18 protein-coding genes are annotated in these 23,266 nt (G+C 52.5%); 4 read left to right on the forward strand and 14 right to left on the reverse strand.

Annotation, left to right across the window (positions count from 1 at the left end):
• Positions 1-267: 267 nt before the first annotated feature.
• The 5 genes from EKM91_RS12170 to EKM91_RS12190 all read right to left on the reverse strand — a co-directional run bounded on the left by EKM91_RS12170 (position 268) and on the right by EKM91_RS12190 (position 7,622).
• Positions 268-1,617, reverse strand: a complete 1,350-nt coding sequence (locus tag EKM91_RS12170; protein ID WP_125754191.1) for a CitMHS family transporter — start codon at positions 1,615-1,617, stop codon at positions 268-270.
• 330 nt (positions 1,618-1,947) lie between these two features.
• Complete coding sequence (locus EKM91_RS12175) at positions 1,948-2,205, reverse strand: hypothetical protein (RefSeq protein ID WP_379896624.1); 258 nt, start codon at positions 2,203-2,205, stop codon at positions 1,948-1,950.
• Between the two features lie 200 nt (positions 2,206-2,405).
• Positions 2,406-3,488 (reverse strand): isocitrate/isopropylmalate family dehydrogenase, encoded by a 1,083-nt coding sequence (locus tag EKM91_RS12180; RefSeq protein WP_125754193.1) that lies wholly within the window; start codon positions 3,486-3,488, stop codon positions 2,406-2,408.
• Positions 3,472-5,700, reverse strand: coding sequence for a hydratase (locus EKM91_RS12185; RefSeq protein ID WP_125754194.1), 2,229 nt, complete (start codon positions 5,698-5,700; stop codon positions 3,472-3,474). Before EKM91_RS12185 ends, EKM91_RS12180 begins: the two co-directional genes overlap by 17 nt.
• The gene (locus EKM91_RS12190) at positions 5,691-7,622 is read right to left on the reverse strand and encodes an aconitate hydratase (RefSeq protein ID WP_125754195.1); all 1,932 of its coding nucleotides are present in this window, start codon (positions 7,620-7,622) and stop codon (positions 5,691-5,693) included. Before EKM91_RS12190 ends, EKM91_RS12185 begins: the two co-directional genes overlap by 10 nt.
• Positions 7,623-7,735: 113 nt before the next feature.
• On the opposite strand from EKM91_RS12190, the gene EKM91_RS12195 reads away from it, so the two are divergent.
• On the forward strand, positions 7,736-8,596 hold the full coding sequence (locus EKM91_RS12195; protein WP_164508583.1) for a LysR family transcriptional regulator: 861 nt from the start codon (positions 7,736-7,738) through the stop codon (positions 8,594-8,596).
• Between the two features lie 155 nt (positions 8,597-8,751).
• Here the strand turns inward: EKM91_RS12195 and EKM91_RS12200 are convergent, their stop codons facing one another.
• From EKM91_RS12200 to citD, 4 genes are read right to left on the reverse strand one after another with little or no spacing between them, the layout of a single operon-like run.
• Complete coding sequence (locus EKM91_RS12200; RefSeq protein WP_125754197.1) at positions 8,752-9,441, reverse strand: GntR family transcriptional regulator; 690 nt, start codon at positions 9,439-9,441, stop codon at positions 8,752-8,754.
• A gap of 44 nt (positions 9,442-9,485) precedes the next feature.
• On the reverse strand, positions 9,486-11,036 hold the full coding sequence (gene citF / locus EKM91_RS12205) for a citrate lyase subunit alpha (protein WP_125754198.1): 1,551 nt from the start codon (positions 11,034-11,036) through the stop codon (positions 9,486-9,488).
• On the reverse strand, positions 11,033-11,932 hold the full coding sequence (locus EKM91_RS12210) for an aldolase/citrate lyase family protein (protein ID WP_125754199.1): 900 nt from the start codon (positions 11,930-11,932) through the stop codon (positions 11,033-11,035). Before EKM91_RS12210 ends, citF begins: the two co-directional genes overlap by 4 nt.
• On the reverse strand, positions 11,933-12,226 hold the full coding sequence (gene citD / locus EKM91_RS12215) for a citrate lyase acyl carrier protein (RefSeq protein ID WP_125754200.1): 294 nt from the start codon (positions 12,224-12,226) through the stop codon (positions 11,933-11,935).
• Between the two features lie 152 nt (positions 12,227-12,378).
• Here citD and EKM91_RS12220 point away from each other — a divergent pair, with 152 nt between their 5' ends.
• The gene (locus EKM91_RS12220; RefSeq protein ID WP_125754201.1) at positions 12,379-13,233 is read left to right on the forward strand and encodes a LysR family transcriptional regulator; all 855 of its coding nucleotides are present in this window, start codon (positions 12,379-12,381) and stop codon (positions 13,231-13,233) included.
• An 85-nt stretch (positions 13,234-13,318) separates the two neighbouring features.
• Here EKM91_RS12220 and EKM91_RS12225 read toward each other — a convergent pair whose 3' ends face one another.
• The 4 genes from EKM91_RS12225 to EKM91_RS12240 all read right to left on the reverse strand — a co-directional run bounded on the left by EKM91_RS12225 (position 13,319) and on the right by EKM91_RS12240 (position 19,280).
• Positions 13,319-14,221 carry an aldo/keto reductase gene (locus EKM91_RS12225; protein ID WP_125754202.1) on the reverse strand — a complete coding sequence of 301 codons (903 nt, stop codon included), beginning with the start codon at positions 14,219-14,221 and terminating at the stop codon, positions 13,319-13,321.
• Positions 14,222-14,454: 233 nt separating this feature from the next.
• Complete coding sequence (locus EKM91_RS12230) at positions 14,455-15,774, reverse strand: M20/M25/M40 family metallo-hydrolase (protein ID WP_225419526.1); 1,320 nt, start codon at positions 15,772-15,774, stop codon at positions 14,455-14,457.
• Positions 15,775-16,306: 532 nt separating this feature from the next.
• Positions 16,307-17,914: a peptide ABC transporter substrate-binding protein gene (locus tag EKM91_RS12235; RefSeq protein WP_125754204.1), complete on the reverse strand. Its 1,608-nt coding sequence runs from the start codon at positions 17,912-17,914 to the stop codon at positions 16,307-16,309.
• Positions 17,915-18,323: 409 nt separating this feature from the next.
• Complete coding sequence (locus EKM91_RS12240; protein ID WP_125754205.1) at positions 18,324-19,280, reverse strand: DMT family transporter; 957 nt, start codon at positions 19,278-19,280, stop codon at positions 18,324-18,326.
• Between the two features lie 99 nt (positions 19,281-19,379).
• Between EKM91_RS12240 and EKM91_RS12245 the strand changes: the two genes are divergently transcribed.
• Positions 19,380-20,543, forward strand: a complete 1,164-nt coding sequence (locus EKM91_RS12245) for a MalY/PatB family protein (RefSeq protein ID WP_125754206.1) — start codon at positions 19,380-19,382, stop codon at positions 20,541-20,543.
• On the opposite strand, the gene EKM91_RS12250 is transcribed toward EKM91_RS12245, so the two are convergent.
• Positions 20,540-21,556 carry a serine hydrolase gene (locus EKM91_RS12250; RefSeq protein WP_164508584.1) on the reverse strand — a complete coding sequence of 339 codons (1,017 nt, stop codon included), beginning with the start codon at positions 21,554-21,556 and terminating at the stop codon, positions 20,540-20,542. The two genes, EKM91_RS12245 and EKM91_RS12250, sit on opposite strands and share 4 nt — an antisense overlap.
• Before the next feature lie 413 nt (positions 21,557-21,969).
• Here EKM91_RS12250 and EKM91_RS12255 point away from each other — a divergent pair, with 413 nt between their 5' ends.
• Positions 21,970-23,160 carry an aminotransferase class I/II-fold pyridoxal phosphate-dependent enzyme gene (locus tag EKM91_RS12255; protein WP_125754208.1) on the forward strand — a complete coding sequence of 397 codons (1,191 nt, stop codon included), beginning with the start codon at positions 21,970-21,972 and terminating at the stop codon, positions 23,158-23,160.
• Positions 23,161-23,266: the final 106 nt, after the last annotated feature.

Here is a 23,266-nt window from a genome sequence, read left to right on the forward strand (position 1 = left end):
GCCGGTTTCGGTGCCTCAACAGGCGCCGCCGGTTGCTTTTTCTTAAAAAAACGGAACATCCTATGCCTCCTTTGCGCCTGCCGGCGTCTTGAATCCGATTACAGTCCCATTCTAACAATGATGCGCAGGTGCGATTGTTTTAATCGTGGCTTTGAGTGTTTTTTTATTGTTTCTCGCCGCCTCCTAATAAAAAGGGCACCGCTCGCTTCCCCCACGCATGGCATGTGGTCACAAGCTGAACCCTCATTGAAACCCAAATTTTCAGTGCTATTGCGGGATGTAAGCAGGCATATGACCCATCAGCAAGATCGTCACAATGAAGATTGCGAAGATCCCTAAGGCATATTTAGCAGATGCCCGTTGCCATTGACCCATATCCAAACCGGTCAAGCGCAGCAGCAGATAAATGAACGCGGTCAATGGGGAGAGTAAATGGAACGCTTGCCCCATCAAGGAAGCCAAAGCCATCGACATGTTGGAGAAACCATATGCGCGGCCGGCTTGTGCCAAGACTGGCATCACCCCGAAGTAGAAACCATCGTTAGATAAGAAGAAGGTCCCTGGTGCGGAAATCAATGCCACGATGATACCCCAGAATCCGGCTAATTGGTGCGGAATGATCTTGGTGAAGCTGATCGCCAATGCATCGGCCATCCCAGAACCTTGGAACAAGCCCATGAAGATCCCGGCAGCGAAAACTAAGATTACGACTTGCACAGCGGCACCACCATTGTCGCCGATCCGCTTGGATTGGTCGGACAATACCGGGTAGTTGTACAGCAAAGCTAAAACCGTCCCAACAGCGAACAATACCAAAGGTGGCACATAAATCGCTTCAATGAAGGAACCAGCGACTAACCAAGCGATCAAGATGATGGTCAAGATGCCGTTGATGGCAAAGTGATTTGGCCGCTTCAAGGCTTCTTTTTCTGGATCATCAGGGGCCATCATTTGGTCGATTTCAGCATCGGTCAAATTCTTGATCCCTAAGCGCTTGCGTTCTGCACGGCCCATGTGTGGGGCTACCCAGAAGATCATGTAGATCAAAGCTAAAACCATCCCTGGTGCCAAGTAGGATAAGATGCTGGCATCCACGTGCAAGACCGCCATCGCCCGGGCAGTAGGACCGCCCCATGGCAGCAAGTTCATGATGGTGTTTTGTAAAATGATCAAAACGCCTAAGTTCATGACGTTCATCTTTAACTTCTTGTAGATCGGTAAGAATGCAGACACACAGATCAACGTCGTCGTGGTCCCATCACCGTTCATCGAAACGGCAGCGGCAGTCACCGCAGTAGCGACCAAGACTTTCATTGGATCGCCTTTAGCGTAGTGGATCAACTTGTTAACGATCGGGTCGAACAAGCCGGCATCCAGCATGATCGAGAAATATAAGATCGCGAATAACAGCATGATCCCGGTGTTCGCCGTCGTGGCTAAGCCATCGGTGATCCAAGAGCCGATATCCCCTTTAGTTTTAGCAACCCCAGCCACAACCGCAATGATAGCTGTTATCAATGGAATTAAGATCAAGCTGGAGAGCGGTGACATCTTCTTAGTCATGATGACGTACATGAAGATGATGATCATCGCATAAGCGAGAATGGTCAACAACATAATATTCACTCCTCATTTTGTAAAATATTGAGCGCTCATATAACATCGTTATCATATCCCGAATCTTAAGATTTAGATAGTAACAGGACGCTTAAATACACTAAAAGTACAATCTCGAAAATTTTCTTGTATTCGGATACAAAAGGCGACAAATCAGCATTCATACAATTAATCCAGATGCGATTATCCTGATTTTCTGTATTAGTCTAAAACTGGTCGCCTGTATTATTAATTAAGAAACAATAAGCCTTCGTTAAAAAATATTTTTTTCTTGTGCATTTTCGAGCACAAAAAAAGCACTGCCGGAGCAATGCTTTTTTGGGTCTTGGTTTACCAATCACTGAACTTGGTATCTTCCAGTTGTTGCAATAATTGCCGATACTGCGCCTGCTCATTGCCTGCGCCTAGATCTTGTCCTTGGAGCTGATTGAAGCGCTCTGCCAAGTAATACGCGGTCAAGTACAAGGTCAGCTTGCGCTTGACGATCGCCTCAGGATCCAAGTCATCAGATACTTGGTGGGAACTGATCACCAATTGCGCAAAATCTCGCGGATTCAAGCGCAAATCATCATCGTTTTTTGCCATCACAACCTCCTTTGTCGCATCAAACCAACGTCTATCGTCGCCTCAATATACCATAGCGCTTACATTCAGCCGATTAAAAAAACAATAAAAAAACAATCGCAAACAATGGGATATTACTGTTACAGCCCAGGAAACTGTGATATTGATAATCCCCTATCTCAATCTGCCAGCCGCAAAGTTAGCTGTCCCAAAACCAGCCGCACTCAATCCAAATGCGCCAATAACGCATCCACATAAGCTGCCGTCGTCACTTGTTGCTGCGCGCCTGGTTCCGGCAAATCTGAAGCGTTCATCGCCAAACCCAAACGCTTTGCCGCAGCGACTGCGCCAATATGGCGCAACAGCATCTCCACGGCGCGCAACAAGCTGCGCGGATCGGCATAAGCTGCCAGCCCATGGCTGATCAAATATGGCGCCGTGCCGTGGATCGCTTCAAACACCGCATATTGATCTCCTAAGTTGCCAGCGCCTGCAGTGCCTAAACCGCCTTGCAGTTCTGCGGCGATATCTGTCACGATATCCCCATATAAATTAGGTAAGATCACCACTTGCAGTTGGCGGCCAAATTCCGGATCATGCAGTTTGGCGGCTAAGGCGTCGATATGATAAGGCGTCACCGTCAGTTGCGGATAAGCCGCCGCCACGGCTTGGCAATCTGCTAAGAAGTTGCCATCGGTCAATTTGACGATATTGGCTTTTGTCACCACCGCCACTTGCGTCAACCCGCGAGCAACCGCATACTCACAAGCGGTTTTAGCTAAACGGCGCGTTTGTGAATGTGTCTGGACCACAAAGTCGATCGCTAAGTCATCATCCACTTGCAGGCCTTTGCCGCCTAATAAGTATGGCCCTTCCAGATTTTCGCGAAAAAAATGCCACTGCCGCGCCGCATCCAAAGCAATCGGCCGCAGATTCACATACAAATCAAGGGCCCGGCGCATCCCCGCATTCGGGCTGGTTTGCCCAGGGGCGGCAGCCAGCGGTCCTTTCAACACCACCGGCAGTTGCCGCAATTGGCTCAATACCGCTTGCGGCATGTCGCTGCCAGCTTGGGCACGTTCGGCTTGACTCATCCCGGTGATCGGCACCAATTCCAAGGTCTTCGCCGCCAGCTGCGCCTGCAACAAGCGGGTCAATACCCGCGTCGCTTGGGTCATCAATAATGGCCCGATACCGTCTCCTGGGATCAAACCGATGGCTTTGACCGGCTTTTTAGGCCCTGCTGGCAAGCGTTTTTGTTGTTCTTGCTGCGCATATGCAACGACTGCATCAAATGTTTGCGACATGGGCGTTGCTCCTTTCTTGACGATTGTAGTTGATCAAGCCGCCAGCTAAGAGGATCGCGCGTTCTTCAGCGGTCAATGGCCCAATGGTAAACTGCACCGGCTGCCATTGGCCGGCATGCCACAAGCGCCCGTTTAACGTCGGTACTTGGCCTTGAATAAACGCGTGCAGCGCTGCCAATTGCAGCCAGTCGCCGACTGCCGGGTGAAAATCGGCATTGATCAATGGCAATATCCCCCAGTTGATCAAGTTGGAGCGGTAGCGTTTGGTCGCATAGCCTACTGCCACATTCGCCCAACCGCCGAGCACTTTTTGACAAGAGGCCGCTTGCTCGCGCGCAGACCCATCACCTGGGCGCTGCGCAGCAATCAAGGTCCCCAAAGGCATCGGCGTGGTGATTGGCAAAGCCAGTCCCGGCTGCTGCTTGGCTTGCCGCAATTTTTCCCCTTTTTGCACCGCCCGCGCCCGTCCAACGTACTCAGGGTCCTTGCGCGACAAGGTGAAGTTGGCCAAAAGCTCCGGATTCGAGCGATAACTCGAGGTTTCCCCAGACGGGATCAATTCATCAGTGGTCGTCACCGGATCAGTCAAAACACTCGCCACTTGCAAGAGCAACTGATCCGGCAATGGCATCAATTCCGGCCAAGGCTTGATGTTCGGCCCCAACTGCAGCGGCAAGTCAACTTGCGGCTGGCCACTGCCTTGAAAAACCCGATGGTGATAGCTGCGGTCATCAAACACATAAGGTGGGGTATGCGGGTCTTGCCATGCCACATCGGTGCCTGCCGTGATCGCCCCGCCATTGAGTACCGAAGCGGCAATCGAGCGCGCATCCATCAAAGCAACGCTGGCTAATTGGCCGGCTGCTGGTTTGGAGCCTTCGCGATGCACAAAGTTGCGAGTGGTGTGGCGGATCGCTAAGGTGCCATTAGCTGGGGTCTCTCCGCCGCCAAAACACGGGCCGCAAAAAGCGGTTTTCATGATCGCCCCGGCATCAACTAGCGCCTTGGCTTCACCTGACTGCATCAAATACGCCGCCACTGGCATAGATGCCGGATAAACCGACAAGTCACAGCCGGTGGGGCCAATATCTTGGCCGGCTAATAAGCTGGCGGCGGCATGAATGTTGCCGTAAGTCCCGCCGGCACACCCTGCAATCGATGCTTCTTGAGCATACAATCGGCCATTATGAATATGGTCGTGCAAGTTTAACGCCAGGTTGTCACTCAGCTGGCTTTGCCCGGCCACTTCGACATCATGGATGATCTCATCGAGATTTTCGTTGAGCTCATGGATACTGTATGCATTGCTGGGATGAAACGGCAAAGCGATCATCGCTTCGACGGTACTCAAATCCAGCTGGATCACGCGGTCATAATATGCCCCTGGATCCGGCGCCAAGCGGTGATAATCTTGCACCCGGCCATGAGTCGCTAGCCAAGCACGAGTGGTGTCATCAGTTTGCCAAATCGACGATAAACACGTGGTTTCAGTGGTCATCACATCGATGCCATTGCGAAAATCCATCGGCAAGTTGGCAATGCCGGGGCCGATGAACTCCAAGATCTTATTGGTGACAAAATGTTCGGCAAACACGGCTTTGATCAAAGTCAACGCGACATCTTGCGGCCCAATACCGGGTTTGGGCTGGCCGCTTAATTCAACGGCGACCACTTCCGGACGGGCTAATTCATACGCTTGCCCCAGCAATTGCTTGACCAATTCGCCGCCGCCTTCGCCGATCGCCAAGGTCCCTAAAGCCCCATAGCGGGTATGAGAATCAGAACCTAGGATCATTTTGCCACAGCCGGCGACCATTTCCCGCATGTATTGATGGATCACTGCCAAATGCGGCGGGACGAAAATACCGCCGTATTTTTGCGCCGCGGATAACCCAAAACGATGGTCATCGGCGTTGATCGTCCCGCCGACGGCACACAAGCTGTTGTGGCAGTTGGTCAAGATATAAGGGATCGGAAAATGATCCAAACCGCTGGCTTTGGCGGTTTGCACGATACCAACATAAGTGATGTCATGAGACGCCAAGGCGTCAAAATGCAGCGCCAGCTGGTCTTGGGTCCCGGTATTATGCTGGGCAATGATCTTCGCGGCGATCGTTTTTTGCCGCGCGGCAGCTAATTCGGCTGGCGCCATGGCAGCAGGAAACTGCCATTGACCCGCTTGATAACATCCTCCAAGGGCACTTAATCGCATGTTTGGGCCTCGCTTTCTTTGATCGCATTCAACTTGCCGCCGACCATCACCGTGTGGCGGTCGGCTTTGCCTAACGGGGTTTTAGCGGTGAAGGTGGTGTTTTGCGTCAGATTGGTCACAGTGACCGTCGGCTCTGCTTCAAACTGAGCCAGTGCCACTTGCAGCTGATCGCCGGCATGGATTTTGGCATAGTCGTTTGCGTCTGCAAAAATCAGCGGCACCACGCCCCAATTAACCAAATTCGCCAGATGCAAGCGCGCAAACCCTTTGGCAATGATCACGGCGATGCGCAAATACCGCGGGATGATCGCCGCTTGCTCGCGGCTGGAACCTTGCCCATAATTGTTGCCGGCGACTAATACCCCGCCAGCCGCATCGCGCGCCCGCTGATAAAAAGTCGGGTCGATAGTTTGAAAACTATGCTTGGAAATTGCGGGAATGTTAGACCGGATCGGCAGATATAACGCCCCTGCCGGGCAAATATCGTCAGTCGTCACATTGTCTGGCAGCTTCAACAACACCTCCCCGCCGAGCTTGGCCGCGTGTTGGCCAAACTGGGGCAGCGGCAAGAGATTCGGCCCATAAGTCACCGTCGTCACCGGTTCTGGCACGATAAATAAATTTGCCGGCCGCTCAAAGTGCGTCGGAACTGAATACTCGGCAGGTTCCCAAGCCAGCGTGCGCGGATCAGTGATGACGCCGGTGATGGCACTGGCCACTGCCACTTCCGGTGCACTCAAGTATACTTGATCATCGGCAGTCCCTGAGCGCCCAGCAAAGTTCCGCGGGGTCGTGCGCAAAGAGACCCCGTGGCTTTGCGGAGCAAAGCCGCAGCCATTGCACCCGCCGCAACTGGGTTCAAAAATCCGTACCCCAGCATCCACCAATGCCCCAAAGGCACCGGCTTTAAGCGCCGCTTTGATCACCGTCCGAGTTGACGGATATAACGCCGCATCAACATGGCTGGCCACACGCTGATTTTTGAACATTGCCGCCATTTGCAGCACATCCGGCAAGGCCGTATTGGTACAGCTGCCAAGCATCACTTGATCTAACTTGATCCCAGCTACTTCAGCCACTGGCACCACTTGACCTGGCGAATGCGGCAAAGCGATCAAAGGCTCCAGTTGATCTAAGGCAATGTCAAGCCGAGCGTCATATCGCGCATCATCATCAGCTGCCAAAGCGATCCAATCGGCTTGGCGGTCATGTGCCGCCAGCCAGGCTTTCGTCGTGTCATCACTAGGAAAAATGGCGCTCGTTGCCCCGGTTTCCGTACTCATATTCGTGATCGTAGACCGCTCGGTGACGCTTAAAGTCGCCACGCCTGGGCCGGTATATTCTAAGACCTTGCCCACAGCGCCTTTGACACCGATTTTTTGCAGTACCGCTAAGATCACGTTTTTGGCCGAAACCAGCGGCGGCAATTGCCCGCTTAAGTGCACATTGACCACTTGCGGCATCGCCAAGTACACCGGGTGCCCGGCCATGGCCAATGCCGCATCAAATCCGCCCACACCAATGCCTAGCATCCCCAACCCGCCTTGCGCTGGGGTATGCGAATCGCCGCCGATCAAAGTCTTGCCTGGCACGCCGAAGTATTCGAGATGTAATTGATGACAGATCCCGCTGCCTGGCCGGGCGCAGATCACGCCATATTTGGCACACATTTGCTCAAGAAAAAGATGGTCGTCGGCATTTTTGTAGTCGGCTTGCAGCATGTTGTGATCGATATATTGCACCGAGACTTCGGTTTTGACCCGGTCAATGCCCAGCTGATCCAACGCTAAAAATGTCATCACCGCATTGACATCATACCCCAAGGTTTGATGGGCCCGCAGCCCGATGCGGCTGCCGCGCTGCTGCCAATCGCCGGCCACGATGCTTTTTTTGATACATTTTTCTGTGATCGTGAGTCCCATAAGCTCGCCTCCATTGTGAATTCGGTTACAAGATCAGCATAGAAGCCTTCAGCAATAACGTAAAATATGCTATTCTGATGGCAGCAATAACCATCCGTTATGGAGGCGATTCGATGGACTTACGCGACGTGACCATGTGGCTGACCTTAGCCGAAGAGCGCAATATTACCAAAACAGCGGCGCGGCTGTTTATTTCACAACCTGCCTTGACCAAACGCATCACCAAAACCGAAGCGGAGTTTGGCGTGGCGTTGTTGATCCGCGAACACGCCGGGATCCGCTTCACCGCCGCCGGCCAGCGCTTGGTGGCACACTGCACGGTGTTGCAAAATGACTACCAAAACTTGCAAGCCGATTTGCACGATACGGCTCAAGGCTTGCGCGGCACTTTGAATCTTGGCGTCACGGAGATCTTTGCGCATTATCAGCTGCCGCAATTGCTTAAAGCCTTTCAAGCCCAATATCCGCAAGTGTTGATCAATGTGCAAACGGCGCGTTCTCGCGATGTTTACGCCTTGTTGCAAAACCAAAGTGTGCCGGTAGCAATTTTGCGCGAAGGCTACGCCTGGGCGGATCACCGGCAACTGTTGCAAACTGAATCGCTGTGTTTGGCCAATGCTGCGCCGGTGCAATTGTCGGATTTGCCTAACACCCCGCAAGTGCGCTACCGCACCGACCCGTATTTCACCAGCCAAATCGACCGCTGGTGGCATGAACGCTTCACCACCGCCGCCCCTGAACGCATCCACACCAGCAACATCGATACGGCGCTGGCCTTCGTGCAAGCCGGTTTAGGCTGGGCAATTTTGCCCACCACCAGCTTGCAAGGGTTTGGCGGCTACCAGCTGCCGCTGACTTGGCTCAACGGTCAGCCCTTCACCCGCTCCACTTGGCTTTACTATTCAGCTGCCAGCCAAAAATCCCCGGTGGTGGCGCGGTTTGTGGACTGGCTGGCGAAGCAGCCAAAACGGTAAAGTCGTGTCTCACCCCTCATCTCGAACATCAATCGTCTGCATGCCATCAGCAACTTCCATAACAAAACGCCTTGGTACCGCGATTCTAAGCACAAATCGCGGTACCAAGGCGCTTTTTCATGGGCTAAAACCGCTTTTGGGTTTCAGCTTTTTGCTTATTTGAGTGACGGCAGTTGTGCAGCCACAAAGGCTTCTGCAGCTTGTTCATGGGCACTTAACTTGGCGACTAAGCAGGCCGTATCCTCATGGAAAAAACTCCAAGCCAACTGTTCATGCTCACGCATCGCCGCTTGTCGACGCCCGGCATCGGCCAATGAAATCGCCCGATAGCACGCAAAATACGGCGATAACTCCTGGCTCATCCGCGTCAGGTGAGGCATTGCTGCCAGCTGATAAAACAAGGCATTAAACTGCCGGCTGGCGACTTGTACTGCATCGATATTACCCGCTGCATCCGCCTGTCGCGCTGCTAATAACACATTCGCAAAGCGGCGCTCATCTTTTTTCCCCTGTTGTTGCTGCGCCGTGGTCACCGCTAGACTATCTAACGCTTGACGCACAGCAAAAACCTGCGGCAATGATGCCGCAACTGCACAGTTAACATACACCGCACCCTTGCGTAAATACCCGAGCTCCGCAGCTAACAAGCGACGCATTGCGTGGCGGATCGGGGTGCGACTGATATGGGCACACTGCGCTAACGCATACTCGTTGACCCGCGTTTGTGCAGACAGCTCACCTGTGATGATCGCTTGCCTGATCGCTTGATAGACCTCCTCTGTCAATGTCTGTCCAGAATCAAAATGCATGCGTGCCACTATCAAAGCACTCGCATCATCAAACACCCACTCCACCTCCTAAACATTCGTTGGCGGCTGGCTGATTGCCTCTACTTTTGCAACTTCGGCTTCTTCACTACGTCGATCAGCGTCCCGTCGCGGTATTCGATCAAAGCCACGACTTGGTCTTCAAATTCCAACGGTGATGGTTCGCCGGCATACTGATACGCCAAGTCACGCAATTCTTCGATCGATAACAACGGAATGTCGGTGTCGGCAAATGCCGCTAGTAAATCTTGGCGCCGCGGGTTGACAGCCACACCGTAATCAGTGACCACAATGTCAACACTTTCGCCAGGCGTCGTGACGCTGGTCACACGGGTGCGCACAGTCGCTAAGCGGCTGCGGATCAATGGTGCGACGATAATCGTTACCTTAGCGCCAGCAGCGGTATCAGGATGACCTCCTGGCGCGCCTTGCAAGATCCCATTTGACCCTTGGACAACATTCACGTTAAAGTCGACATCGACTTCTAACGCGCCTAAGATCACAAAGTCCAATTGGTTGACAAAGGCCCCTTTGTTGAATGGGTTGGCATATTGAGAAGCGGTGATCTCATAGTGATTGGTATCTGTCAAAACAGAGCCGACTGCCGCCAGATCGAAGGCTTGATCGTCCAAGATATTCTGGATATAGCCTTCATGGAATAAGTTGACGATCGGTTCAGTCACGCCACCCATGGCCCAGCGGCACTTGATATGCTCTTGTTGCATATATTGCTTCAAAAAAATCGTCGTGGCTAAGCTCGGACCACCAGCACCAGTTTGGAAAGTGAAGCCGTCTTTGAACAAGCCTGAGTGATACATACACTTGGCCGCATTTTCGGCGATGCCAAGTTCTCGGGTATCCTTACTCAAGCGCAACGCCCCGGTTGCGATCTTGTTAGGGTCGCCAATTTTTGTGACCAGCACCACGTAATCAACATCGATACCTTGAATCGCGGCAGGAAAGTTTGGTGCGTCTACCAAGGTGTCTGTTAAGATCACGACTTGATCAGCATAATGCACATCAGAGCCCATATACGACAACACGCCGGTGTCAGACTGGCCGCCTTTACCACTCGCATTCCCATATTGATCGCTGGTCGAAGCGCCAATAAAGGCCACATCAATATGGATCGTCCCGTCTTCAATCGCCCGGGCGCGGCCGCCATGTGTGCGAATGACGGCAGGGTGTTTAAGTTGGCCAGCTGAGATCACTTCCCCGATCTCATCGCGGATCCCAGATGTCGAGATCCCAGTCACAGTACCGTCTTGGATACAAGTCACCAAATAGTTGTGGGCTTTGCCCAAGCTTGAGGCACATACGGTCAAGTCTCTGATCCCTAATTCATGAATCGCCTTCATCACCATATTGACGACGTAATCACCGTCGCGCAAATGATGATGGAAGGAAATCGTCATCCCGTCTTTTAAGCCGGTGGCAATGACGGCATCCTTGACTGAGTCAACCAGCTTATCCGCTTGGGGGCGCACATACGCGCGCACAGTTGGAGCAGCTTTTTGATAATGGTAACCATCACGATAATAGATGCCTTGAAATGGCTCCACGCCATCATGCAAAAATTCATCTGGGATCTCTCGTCCTGCTGCATTGATCATGCTAAATCCCCCTTATATAAACCTGCCGCCTTAGCCAAATCCAAGGTGCGTTGCGCGCCTTCGACCCAGGCGATATCGACCATCTTTCCGTCGACTGTCAAAACACCGACCCCTTTATCCCCATTATCGCGCACTGCTTGAATCACGTGCGCAGCATGGGTGATCTCTTTGGCAGAAGGATTGAAGATCTCGTGAGCAACTTTGATCTGCTTCGGCGAGATCAACGATTTGCCGTCAAATCCCATATTTTTGATCAATTCGACTTCTTCTTTGAAGCCAGCCATGTTATCGATGTCGGTATACACCGTGTCAAATGCCATCACCCCAGCTGCGCGTGCGGCAATGATCATCTGACTGCGCGCACCAAATAACTCGATGCCGGCTACCGTCCGCTTGGCATGCAATGTGCGCACGTAATCTCCTGCGCTCAAGGCGATCCCCATCAAGCGTGGAGAACTTTTGGCAATTTCAAAGGCATTGATGATCGCCAGTGGCGATTCCAAAGCCGCCATCAACATGGTCGAGCCAACTGGGCGGCCAAACTGCTTTTCGGCAGCGGCCACTTTTTCTTCGACCAACTGGACATCACTTGCAGTTTCTGTCTTTGGCAACCGGATCCCTTCAGTGCCGCCAGCTACGGCCGCTTTGATATCTTCTTCAAACAGGTCAGTATCCAAACCGTTGATCCGCACCCAACGCTCAACGCCGCGATAATCGACATGCTTCAAGGTTTGATACAACTGAAAGCGCGCCGCATCTTTTTCATTAGCAGCCACAGCATCTTCAAGATCCAAGATCACACAGTCAGGACGGTAGATGAATGCATCTTTTACCAAGGCGGCCCGTTGCGTATTCAAAAAGATCATGGTCCGGCGAATTCGATCCGTTACAGTCATCTATAACACCTCCCAATCAAAATCTTGTTGCTTGCCGAGCGCGCGATAATAGGCGGCTTCGATGCGCGCCTTAAGCGTGCAATCCAATGCCCCTTTATCTGTAATGGAAATCGTCGCATTGGTAATACCTAACGTCTCAACCAGTTCATGCGCCAATTGTTCGATGTGCGCCCCATATTGGGCATATACACTGCTTTCTAAGTTGATCTGCACGCCTTGGGCACGCGGTTCGATCAACACTTGGGCGTCACTGGATTCTAATGTGCCCGCTAAGGCACTCGTCGTGATTGCCATAGGTCCACCTTCTTCTTTAAGATGTCTCTACTGTAAGCGCTTGTTGCCATGCCGAAAAGTACCAAAATTGCCGACTCGCCATGCCCAAAACGACTGCCCAAGGTTTTCAGCATCCTAGTGCACGCGTATACTAAGATTATGGAGGAAAATTTATGGATGAACGCGATATCGAAATGTTATTGGCATTAGCAAAAGCGAAGAGCATCTCCTACGCGGCAGAATTGTTGTTTATCAACCAGTCTTCTTTATCCAAACGGCTGCATGCGTTAGAGGGGCAGCTCGATCAACAACTGGTCATTCGCAGCAACACAGGAATCTTATTCACCCCAGCTGGCCTGGCTGCTTTGACTGCCGCCCGGCAGATCCAGCGCATTACCCAAAATCTTCACGCTGCCTTGGGCGATCCGAGTACCCCATTGCATGGAAATTTAGTCATTGGCTGCTCGCTGGATTTTGCTCAGTTTGCACTAGCCCCGATCCTGTCACGCTTCCATGCCGCTTATCCCAACATCGCGCTTACCATCAACACCGGTTATAGCCGCAATATCTATCAGCGCGTCTTAGCCGATGAATGTGATTTAGGGATCGTGCGCGGCGATTTCTACGGCAGCCTTGCCAAGTCCTGTATCGCCACGGACACAGTGTATTTGATCAACCAACAACCGCTGATGCTTGCGGACTTGGCACACCTTCCATTCATTAGCCGCCGCAGCGATGTTAGCTTTCAAAACGCAATGCAGCAATGGTTGAGCGAACATCACCTCAATCCTGCAAAGCAAACGATTATGTCGGTTGATAACCTCGCTTCTAGCGTTGAATTTGTTGCTGCCGGCTTAGGTTGGGCGTTGGCACCAGGCTTGGCCTTACGGCATTTCACCGGTTTTCGGCAACCCTTGACGCTAGCTGGCAAACCGTTTACGCGCAATACCTACTTAGTGCAAAAAGCGCCCAGTCAAGACTTGCCGCAAGCACGCGCCTTTACCGCGATCTGTCAAGATACGGTATGAGTGTTGCCGTCATTGATTTTATTTACAGCAATAAGCAGGCGCCACCGACCGATTTTGGTCAGTGGCGCCTGCTTATTGCTGTAATTTATTGAAAGGCCGCGTCGATTTGCTGATACTCAGCTGGCGTCAAATGGACCGCATAAGCCCCGGCGTTTTGATCGACTTGCTCCGGCAGCCGTGCGCCTGGGATCACTGTCGCAACATCGGGATTGGCCATGTACCAAGCCAAAACGACTTGGGCGACGGTCGCCTTATGGGCTTGGGCGATTCGGCGCACCACCTTTAAGCCCGCCATGATCGCCGCATATTTAGCCGCCGAATACTGTGGGAACTTGGCGGCATCTGCTGGGCCATACTTGCCGGTCAACAAGCCGGACGCCAAAGGGAAATATGGCACGAAGCTGATGTGATGCGCCCGTAAATAAGGAAACAGTGTCTTTTCGGCATCGCGATGCACAAGACTGTAGTGATCTTCCACAACATCGACTAAGTCATCAGCATTGGCTTCTTCCAGCTGCGCCAAGCTGAAGTTAGAAACCCCGATCGCGCGCAGCTTACCGGCATCACGCAATTTAGCCAAAGCTTTGATCGCAGCGGCTTTATGCGTTTTTTCATCGGGAAAATGGATGTAGAAAATGTCCACATAATCGGTTTGCAACCGCGCCAAAGCGTCTGCGACCGCTTGCTGCAAAAACGCCGGGCTGTTGTCGCGCACCTTGGGATCTTGAGGCGTTTGCGCGGCTTTGGTGGCAATGATCACTTGTGCTCGCGGCACGCCTTGCAGCGCTTGGGCGATCAGTTCTTCAGAGCGGCCTAAGCCGTACATAAATGCCGTATCCAACAAGGTAATGTGCTTGGCTAATGCCTCTTTGACGACGGCAACGCCATTATCGTCTTTTAAATTGGGAAACAAGTTATGCCCGCCGACTTTATTGGTGCCTAACCCCAGCGCTGGGACTTCAACGTTACTATGACCGATTTTTACCATGTCACACCCTCCGTTTCGTGAACTGTTTTGCGCCTTCATCGTAGCCAAGCACAGCCGACTTGTCCAGGGCTAAAAAAAATCCCGACCAAGCGGCCGGGACGGGGCAAAAAGCTTCGGGGGGAACCAATTTGCCGCTGTAAAGGCAGCGTAAACGGAAAGATAAGGAAACACAAGCCGTCCTTACGTCTTGCATTATACTAGCGTCACAGGTAAAACGCACTTAATTTGTCCCCCTATTTTGCTGCTAATGCTGGCAACAACGCTTTAAGGTAAGCGATGAATTCTTGATAATCGCGCAGTCGCACATTTTCATTTGGACCATGCGCAGCACTGTTGGCATTGGCGACCCCAACAGAAATGATCGGGGCGTGATTGATCGCGTAAAAATACGGCATCGGCCCAGAGCCGGCGGCATTCAATGCCACGGCCACCCCTTGCGGATAAGCGCGCTTGGCAGCAGCGATCGCTTTTTGCACCAACGGATGATCGGGATCGCTGCGAAATGGGGGTTCGCCTAAGACTTTCGACAACACCACGTCTTGGTAGCCTTTGGCATCTAACGCGGCGCGGATCAATTCTACCGTATGTTCAACGGTTTGGCCGGGCACGATGCGCAGATCCACCTTGGCACTGGCCGCATGCGGCAAGACCATTTTGCCGGTGCCGGGGCCTTCATAACCGCTGGACAAGCCATTGATCGTCAAACTCGGCCGGGCGACTAACGCCGCAGCTGGGTCTTTGACTGTAGCTGGGTGCGTTAAGCCGGCGTTTTTGGCATAAGCGGCATAATCAAATTCTGACTCTGCAACGATCTGCTTTTGCGTTGCGGTCAACGGGATGATATCGGCCATGAAGCCAGGAATGGTGATCTCATCATGTTCATCTTTTAACGTCGCTAAGGCTTGCACCAGCCGCCAAGCCGGGTTGACCGTGATCGCGGCTAGACTGGAGTGCAGATCACGATCCGCATTGCGCACATCCAGTTGAAACGCAACGCCGCCTTTGACCCCCAGCGAGAGCTTCATTTTTCCGCTTTCGTCTTTGCCGCCAGATTCCCAGATACAAAAATCCGCCGCTAACAAATCGCGATATTGATCCAGCAATACCGGCAAGTTGGGACTGCCTTGTTCTTCGGCCCCTTCGATCAAAAACTTCACATTCACCGGCAATTGACCAGCGTCTTGCAAGTCTTGGATCGCTGCTAAGCGCGCAGCCAGCTCGCCTTTATCGTCGCTGATCCCGCGCCCATACAAGACCCCGTCTTTTTGCGTCAATGTGAACGGATCACTATCCCACAAGTCCAGCGGCTCAGCCGGTTGCACATCATAGTGGTTGTAAAACAACACGGTCACATCAGTCGGCACTTGTGCCGGAAGCTCTGCATAAACGGCAGGATTAGTCACCTTCGTGGTTAAGATCTGGACATTTTGAGCGCCGATCTGGTTAAAATGCGCCTGCAAAAACTCAGCGGTGGCTTGGATCTGATTATCATCATGTAAAGAAACTGACTGTAAAGCGAGATAACGCGTGAGAAATTCTTCTTGAGGAAACATGAGGCCCTTCTTTCTTAAGACAACATCCGGTGAAGCGGGTGGCATCAAGCTGCGCATGCCTACGGGGTCACAGATAAGTCGTCGCGCCACGCTATGGCTGCGCCATCACGCGCCCAAGCCGTCTTATGCACCTGCCTAAAACCGCGATGCTCCGCTTTGGGGTTTGGCGTCGAGCTGCGCATGCCAACGCGATTGCGGGTAAGTCATCCCGGTCACGGTGCGTGCCGCACCGCACCCAGGCTGCCTTACCCACATCGCTAAAACCGGCATGCTCCGCTTTGGGTTATTCGTCGAGCTGCGCATGCCTACGGGGTCGCGGATAAGTCATCGCGCCACACTATGGCTGTCGCCATAACGCGTCACGCTGCCTTACCCACACCCCTAAAATCGGCATGCTCCGCTTTGGGTTATTCGTCGAGCTGCGCATGCCAACGGGGTCGCAGATAAGTCATCGCGCCACGCCATGGCTGTCGCCATAACGCGTCACGCTGCCTTACCCACACCCCTAATACCGGCATGCTCCGCTCTGGGTTTATTTGAAATAGGCGTCTTTGTAGTGTGCATCAGCGAATAAGGTGTAGTGCAAGCCGCCGATTTTAGTGTTGATCAAGCGATCGTTGGCGCTTTGGAAGACTGGGATATAACCGGCAACGTTGACTACGCGCGCGTTGGCAGCTTGTTCTTCTTTCAGCCGTTGTGCTGGGGTTTGGTTGGTGGTGGTATCAACGGTCTTCATCAATGCGGTGTACTGGTCGTCTTTGAAGCGTGAGAAGTTGGAGATGTTGGTGGCAGTAGCGGTATCTAAGTAATCAGAAGCATCTTGGATGTTTGAGTTCCAGCTCATCAAGACGGCGTCGAAATCCCCATCAAGCGACCGTTGGATCCGGGTTTGCTTAGGCACGCTGGTAACCGTCACTTTTAGTTGTGGCAAGATTTTGGTCAATTGTCCTTGGACGTATTCACCGACTTGCTTGTCGACTTCGTTGTCCGCCGTCAGCAAGGTGAAGCTGATCTGCTTTTTACCCACCGCCTTCAATGCCTTTTTCAGATAGGCTTTGGCCTTAGTCGGATTGTAAGTGATCTTTTCGGTCACTTCAGAGGTGAAATCTTTGCCCGTTTTTGGATCGGTGACCAACCCATGTGGTGAAAAGGCTTTGGCCGGTTGCGAGCCGTCTTGCAAAACACGCTTGGTCAGTTGCTTGCGGTCTAAGGCATAAGAGACTGCCCGGCGCAGGTCAACATTGTTGAGTTCTTTTTTCTTCGTATTGAATTGCAAGTAGTTCATATTGGCCGCTGGGGTTTTGACCATGGCCTTGTTGTTCAGGTTCTTAACGATCATGTTTCCAGAAATCGGGGCATCGTCGAGCTTGCCGGCGGTGAATAAGTTGTTGGCTGTCGCGGCATCTTTGACTACCCGAACATGCACTTTATTGATCTTAACGGTTTTAGCCGCAAAATAATGCGGGTCCTTCACATAATCCCAAGAATCACCGGTGCCATCGTAGTTTTTGAGCCGATAAGCCCCATTAGAAACTGTGGTTTGGGCCGTTGTGCCAAACTTTTGGCCGTACTTTTTCACTGCTTTTTCTGAGGTGGGATAATACTCGGTCAGCTGAGAATTGTAATATGGCACTGGCTGGGACAATTCGATTTTCAAGGTGTACTTGCTTGGAGCCGAGATCCCTAACTGATCTGGGGACATTTTGCCATCCAAGATGGCTTGATAGTTCTTGATGTTTTCAAATTTGTAGGCAAATTCGGTTTTCGTCTTAGGATCCACGATCCGCTTGATCGAATAAACGAAGTCTTGTGCGGTGACATTATCACCGTTTGAGAAGTAATTATCATGCCGCAATGGAATGGTGTAAACCAAACCGCCATTGGTTGGCTTGACGACCTTGGTCGCCATGGCTGGCGCCACTTTGCCATTCCCATCACGCGTATAGATCCCGGTCATGATCTGTTCCATCATGTTTTCTGAGACATTATCGACTGAATGCGCAGGATCTAATGAGCTGGGCTCAGTTGAAACTGCGGCATTCAATATGTGTTGCTTGGCGGCATGCGCCGTGGTGCTTTGCGCCCCTAACGCGCCTGCTCCCATGGCGATGACCCCGGCAATAATCAATGACTTTTTCATTTGAAACACCCCTTTATTTAGATATCAAAAAAACCGCCCATAACAAACAAATTGTTAAGGACGGTTTCCCGCGGTGCCACCTTACTTTGATCTTGACGGCAAATAAAATGCCTAGGGACATTAAACGTCACCTAGGCTCTTTGCTTACTGTATGAGATCACACTTAGCCAAGAGCCAACACTCTTGCGACAACTGACGTATGCCAACACGTTTTTCCGTACTCGCTGATCGCAGCTTTCGAGAAAACCCTCGGTGGTCCATTTAACTGCCTGCGTTCGACGACACTTTCAGCTCCGGTCGCTCTCTGTGCGGGCACAACAGTCTTGATCTCCACCTCATCGGTTTGTATGAACGGTTATTCGATTGACACTAATACTAAGACAGGTAATCTCACCTGTCAACAATTTTTCTAATATTTTTCACATTTCCCAGTCAAAATCCCCTCAGCGCTTGCCCATGGTTTTTGGGGCCAGGCCTGCAAGCCAGTGGTGACTAAGATCAATGCGCCGCCAATGAGCTCTGCCAAAGCCAAGCGAGTCCCTAAACACACCACCGCCACCACCGTCGCCGTCAAGGGCTCAAACGCACTCAACATCCCCGTGGCACTAGGCGAAATATAAGCCAAGCTTTTGAGATAAAACAAATACGCCAGCATCGTGCCGCCGACGATGATAAACCCGATCCCCCACCAGTCCGCTGCGGATAAGGCCGGTGGTTGGACCGTCAGCAGTTGCGGCCAAAAAAACATGGCGCCTAAAAGCATTGCCCAACCCACCACCAACCGCGCATCAAACTCACGCAATAATCGACGCGGCAACAACGTATAACTAGCTTGGCTCACTCCGGCTAATAATCCCCATACGACTGCAGGGATGCTGATGGCCAAGCTCGTCAAGCGTCCTTGTGTGACTAACAAGGATGTCCCCAACATGGCCAAGCCGATCGCAAGCAAATCGATGCGGCGCGGCCACTGGCGATTGGCCAACGCCATATAGACAACAATAAACAAGGGGCCCAAAAACTGCAGGACCGTAGCGGTTGCTGCGTTGCCATAATTGATCGCCATAAAATACGTCGCTTGCGACGGCAACATCCCCAACCATGCAAACGCCAGCAACCGCCAGCCGTTGCGCCGCTGCCAGATGCGGATCAGCGATGCATGCGTCGCTTGCGCATACCAGCCCAACAACAAGCCCCCGGCGCAAAACAACCGCACCCCTACCAGCCAAGTTGGCGCCAAATGCGCTGAAGCAAATAAATACTGCGCCACTGATCCGGAAAGCCCCCAAAGCATGGCCCCAATGATCGCATAGAGGACGCCTCGGCGCTGATTCAGCTTAACATTGGGCTTTTGGGTAGGGACCATATCGATCCTCCTTCTTGAGGTTGTGTTAGTCGCGTCAAATACGCGGCGCCAACAATGGGCGTATAATGAGCATAAAGCAATCAGGAGGCGCAAACAATCATGTATGATTTCACCACTGTGCACGACCGGCGCAACAGCGATTCCGTCAAATGGGCCGGCACCCAAGATGAGCTGCCGATGTGGATCGCCGATATGGACTTTCAAACTGCCCCGGAGATCATCGCGGCGATGCAGCGAAAAGTCGCCACTGGCATTTTTGGTTACGAAACCCCGCCAGCTGAATTTTATGCTGCGATCAGCGCTTGGTATGCCCAAGAACACCACGCCCGCTTGCCACAAGCATGGCAGCTTTACACCACCGGCGTCATGCCGGCATTAGCGGCATTGATCCGCGAATTCACCCAGCCTGGCGAACAAATCGCCGTCACCGCCCCAGTTTATCATATGTTTTATCAAGCCATCGAAGCCGCCGGCCGCCAAGTGATCAGCGCCGACCTCAGCTACTCGCCGATCACCCATACGTATGCACTGGATTTTGAGGCGTTAGCCCAGGTCCTTGCGGCGCCGACTACGACCATGATGATCTTATGCAACCCGCATAATCCCATCGGCCGCATCTGGAGCCGCAACGAGCTGCTGCAAATCGCCCAACTTTGTGCGGCCAATGACGTTTTGTTGATCGCCGATGAGATCCACGGCGATCTGCGCCTCACCGACCGAGATTACACCCCAGCGTTTACCTTGCCGGACTTGTTGCAAAAACGCTTGATCACGCTGCTTTCTCCAGGTAAAACTTTCAACGTCGCCGCCTTGCATACCGGCGTTGCCGTTGTCTCTGATGCGCCTTTGCGCGCACGCGTCGCCCATGCGCTGGCGATCCATCAGGTTGACGGACCGAATCTCTTGGCCATTCCTGCCGTGATCGCCGCTTACACCAAAGGCCACGCTTGGCTAGCCGCCTTGCGGCAACAACTGCAAGCCAACTTGCGCACTGTTCAAACAACGATCGCCGAAATCCCCGGATTAGCCTGCACCCCGCTGGAAGCGACTTATCTGATGTGGCTGGATGTCAGTGCCATGACGGATGACGCCAGCGACTTATGTGCCTTTTTACAAGCCAATGTGGGCTTACGGCTGAGCCCGGGAGCCCAATTTCGCGGCAACGGCCAAACCTTTATCCGCATGAACATTGCCTGTCCGCCAGCGCTATTGACCACTGCCTTAGCGCGGCTGCACCGCGGCTTGGCGTTATACCGCCGCTAGCGGCTGAGCAATTGCGCATACACCTGCGCGCCAAAATTACTTTGGGCTTGGATCTGTGCTTGCTGCGCGCCGCCTTGAGCTAACACGACTGCCACAAAAGCGCCGTGATCATTGGCAATGATCGCCGCATCATTTTGCACCCCATAATCGCCGAATTCGCCTGTCTTGTTATAGACTTTGGCACCGGTGAGCTGGGCTGGCAATTTGGTGTGGTTTTTATTTTGTGCCAATAACGCCAACATTTGCGTATCTGCAGCTGGGCTGACCAAGCGATGTTGATAGAGCTTGCTTAACAACTTGCCCAGATCTGCAACTGACGTCATGTTGTCATGCCCTGCCGCCAAGGCTTGCATGTCCATCAATTTGCGCGCCATGATCGTATCTTTGGTGCCGATGTGCCGACATTCAGCATTCACCGCCGCTAAGCCGCCGACTTTGGCCAACATGATGTTTGACGCGACGTTGTCAGAATCATCCATCATATATTGCATCACTTGCGCCAACGTCACCTTGGTGCCCACACTAAAGCCTTGCATCACCCCAGAGCCGCCGACTTTATCCGCTGCCGTGAGCGTATACGGCTCATTTAACGTGAACTTGCCGGCAGCGATCTGTTGAAACGCCGTGGCCATGATGAACAACTTGATCACACTAGCCGCCCGCTGCGGGCGGTTATTGGCCACATAGGTACCAGCGGTGGCGAACTTTTTGACATAAACGGAATTCGTTCCTGGTACCGCCAGAACCGTTTTTTGCGCAATTTGTTGGAGCTGCTTGGTGGGCAATGTCGGCGTTGGGGCCGGCTTAGGGGCCGAGGCTGGCGGCGCAGATTGGCTTTGGCGCGCCACTTTTACCGGAATATGCTGGGCACGCGGCGATTGCTGTTTGACCCACCAAAGCCCCGCGATCACCAATACGATCGCCACTCCTAACACCGGCCACCACTGGTGGCGCTGTTTGCGCTGGTGGTTTTTTTTGGCGACTAACAACGCCCCGCATTCTTGACAATACACACGACCTGCATGATTTTCAGTTCCACATTGCGGACACAGCATTCCTGATCCCCACTTTCTTCAATGCTCCGATTATACGTCACTGCCGGCGTGATCGAAACACTTCCTGGTGGTTTGATCAAAATCTCACCTTGACAAGATTAGAATTCCGTTGTAAGTTTATGGCAATCACAAGACAGGAAGTAAACCTTATGACACTTCGTTCAACCACAGTTGCACGCCGATTTTTCTCCTGGTATTTCGGATAGTCATCCGAACGCCAGGAACCTTTGTGGCGCGCGGATGACGTATCGGCATCTGCGTGCAAGGTTGAACCGCTCCTTTTGATGGAGAACCTTTAACACCGGATGCCGCAATCGGCACCCGGTGTTTTTGCGTTTACGCTGCTTGAAAAGGAAAGAAGGAACTTGTTTATGCCCAATACGAAACCCGCATTATTGAAAGATCTCAAACATACTTATGATGGCTTAGGCGCCAACCCGATCCGGGTTTTTGACGCTGAAGCCAGCAAAGTCCCTGGGGTGATCAAATTATCCCTAGGCGAACCCGACTTCAATGTCCCAGAACATATCAAACAAGCGGCGATCGACTCGATCGTTGCCAACCAATCACACTATGCCCCCACCCCTGGCTGGCCGGCCTTTCGCGAAGCTGTCGCCGGTTTCTTACAAGATCGCTACGACTTGACCTATGATCCCAACGGTGAGATCACCGTCACTGTCGGCGCCACCGAAGCCTTACACGCCTGCTTAGACATCGCTTTGAATCCTGGCGACAAGATCTTGATGCCTAGCCCGACCTTCTCGTTATACGATCAGCTGGTCCGCATCAACGGGGCAGAACCGGTTTACATGAACACCGAAAGCACCGGTTTCGTTTTGACGCCGGAACAATTGGAAAAAGCGATCGCCGCAAACCATCCCAAAGCCATCTTGCTCAACTTCCCGTCCAACCCCACTGGGGTCACCTACAGCAAAGCACAAGTCCAAGCACTGGCAGCGGTGATCGCCAAAACGGATATGATCGTGATCTCAGATGAGATCTATTCTGAATTGACCTATGGCGCCCAGCACTATAGCTTTGCCAAGGCCTTGCCAGAACAGACTTTGTTGATCAACGGCGTCTCCAAGTCACATGCCATGACTGGCTGGCGCATCGGCTTTGTGGCAGGCCCCAAGGAATTGATGGCCAAAGTCATTTTAGCCCATGCTTTTAACGTCACTTGCCCATCAAACCCTGCCATGGCCGGGGCGATCGAAGCGTTGTCAACAGAAGCCGGCCGCAAAGACAGCTTAGCCATGAAGGCTGAATACATCAAGCGGCGTGATTTCGTGGTCGCCAAAATGACCGCCTTGGGTTTTGGCGTTCCTAACCCTAATGGTGCCTTTTACGTGTTCGCCAAGATCCCAGCCGGCTACATCCAAGATGATGATGCCTTTTGCTATGATCTGTTGCGCAAAAATAAGCTCGCCTTGATTTCTGGCAATGGCTTTGGCCCTGGTGGTGAACATTACGTCCGGGTCAGCTACGCGGCATCGATGGCGGATCTGGAAGAAGCGATGAAGCGCTTGGCCGCTTACATTAACGAAAACAAGCCTGCGTGATCGCAAAAAAAAAAACCAACTGCGAGTCCTTTGAACTGAACCCCAAAAGTTGGAGTGAATTTTAAGCCACAAACTGGCTGGAATGTTTCCGGAATTCTACCGGAGT

It is taken from the genome of Lacticaseibacillus baoqingensis (genome assembly GCF_003946165.1).
Classification (GTDB): Bacteria; Bacillota; Bacilli; order Lactobacillales; family Lactobacillaceae; genus Lacticaseibacillus; species Lacticaseibacillus baoqingensis.

What these genes read in the sequence shown, in the direction of transcription:
- EKM91_RS12170 (WP_125754191.1), bottom strand. Translation starts at nt 1,617, where the DNA reads ATGTTGTTGACCATTCTCGCTTATGCGATGATCATCATCTTCATGTAC.
- EKM91_RS12180 (WP_125754193.1), bottom strand. Translation starts at nt 3,488, where the DNA reads ATGTCGCAAACATTTGATGCAGTCGTTGCATATGCGCAGCAAGAACAA.
- EKM91_RS12185 (WP_125754194.1), bottom strand. Translation starts at nt 5,700, where the DNA reads ATGCGATTAAGTGCCCTTGGAGGATGTTATCAAGCGGGTCAATGGCAG.
- EKM91_RS12190 (WP_125754195.1), bottom strand. Translation starts at nt 7,622, where the DNA reads ATGGGACTCACGATCACAGAAAAATGTATCAAAAAAAGCATCGTGGCC.
- EKM91_RS12195 (WP_164508583.1), top strand. Translation starts at nt 7,736, where the DNA reads ATGGACTTACGCGACGTGACCATGTGGCTGACCTTAGCCGAAGAGCGC.
- citF (WP_125754198.1), bottom strand. Translation starts at nt 11,036, where the DNA reads ATGATCAATGCAGCAGGACGAGAGATCCCAGATGAATTTTTGCATGAT.
- EKM91_RS12210 (WP_125754199.1), bottom strand. Translation starts at nt 11,932, where the DNA reads ATGACTGTAACGGATCGAATTCGCCGGACCATGATCTTTTTGAATACG.
- citD (WP_125754200.1), bottom strand. Translation starts at nt 12,226, where the DNA reads ATGGCAATCACGACGAGTGCCTTAGCGGGCACATTAGAATCCAGTGAC.
- EKM91_RS12220 (WP_125754201.1), top strand. Translation starts at nt 12,379, where the DNA reads ATGGATGAACGCGATATCGAAATGTTATTGGCATTAGCAAAAGCGAAG.
- EKM91_RS12225 (WP_125754202.1), bottom strand. Translation starts at nt 14,221, where the DNA reads ATGGTAAAAATCGGTCATAGTAACGTTGAAGTCCCAGCGCTGGGGTTA.
- EKM91_RS12230 (WP_225419526.1), bottom strand. Translation starts at nt 15,774, where the DNA reads ATGTTTCCTCAAGAAGAATTTCTCACGCGTTATCTCGCTTTACAGTCA.
- EKM91_RS12235 (WP_125754204.1), bottom strand. Translation starts at nt 17,914, where the DNA reads ATGAAAAAGTCATTGATTATTGCCGGGGTCATCGCCATGGGAGCAGGC.
- EKM91_RS12240 (WP_125754205.1), bottom strand. Translation starts at nt 19,280, where the DNA reads ATGGTCCCTACCCAAAAGCCCAATGTTAAGCTGAATCAGCGCCGAGGC.
- EKM91_RS12245 (WP_125754206.1), top strand. Translation starts at nt 19,380, where the DNA reads ATGTATGATTTCACCACTGTGCACGACCGGCGCAACAGCGATTCCGTC.
- EKM91_RS12255 (WP_125754208.1), top strand. Translation starts at nt 21,970, where the DNA reads ATGCCCAATACGAAACCCGCATTATTGAAAGATCTCAAACATACTTAT.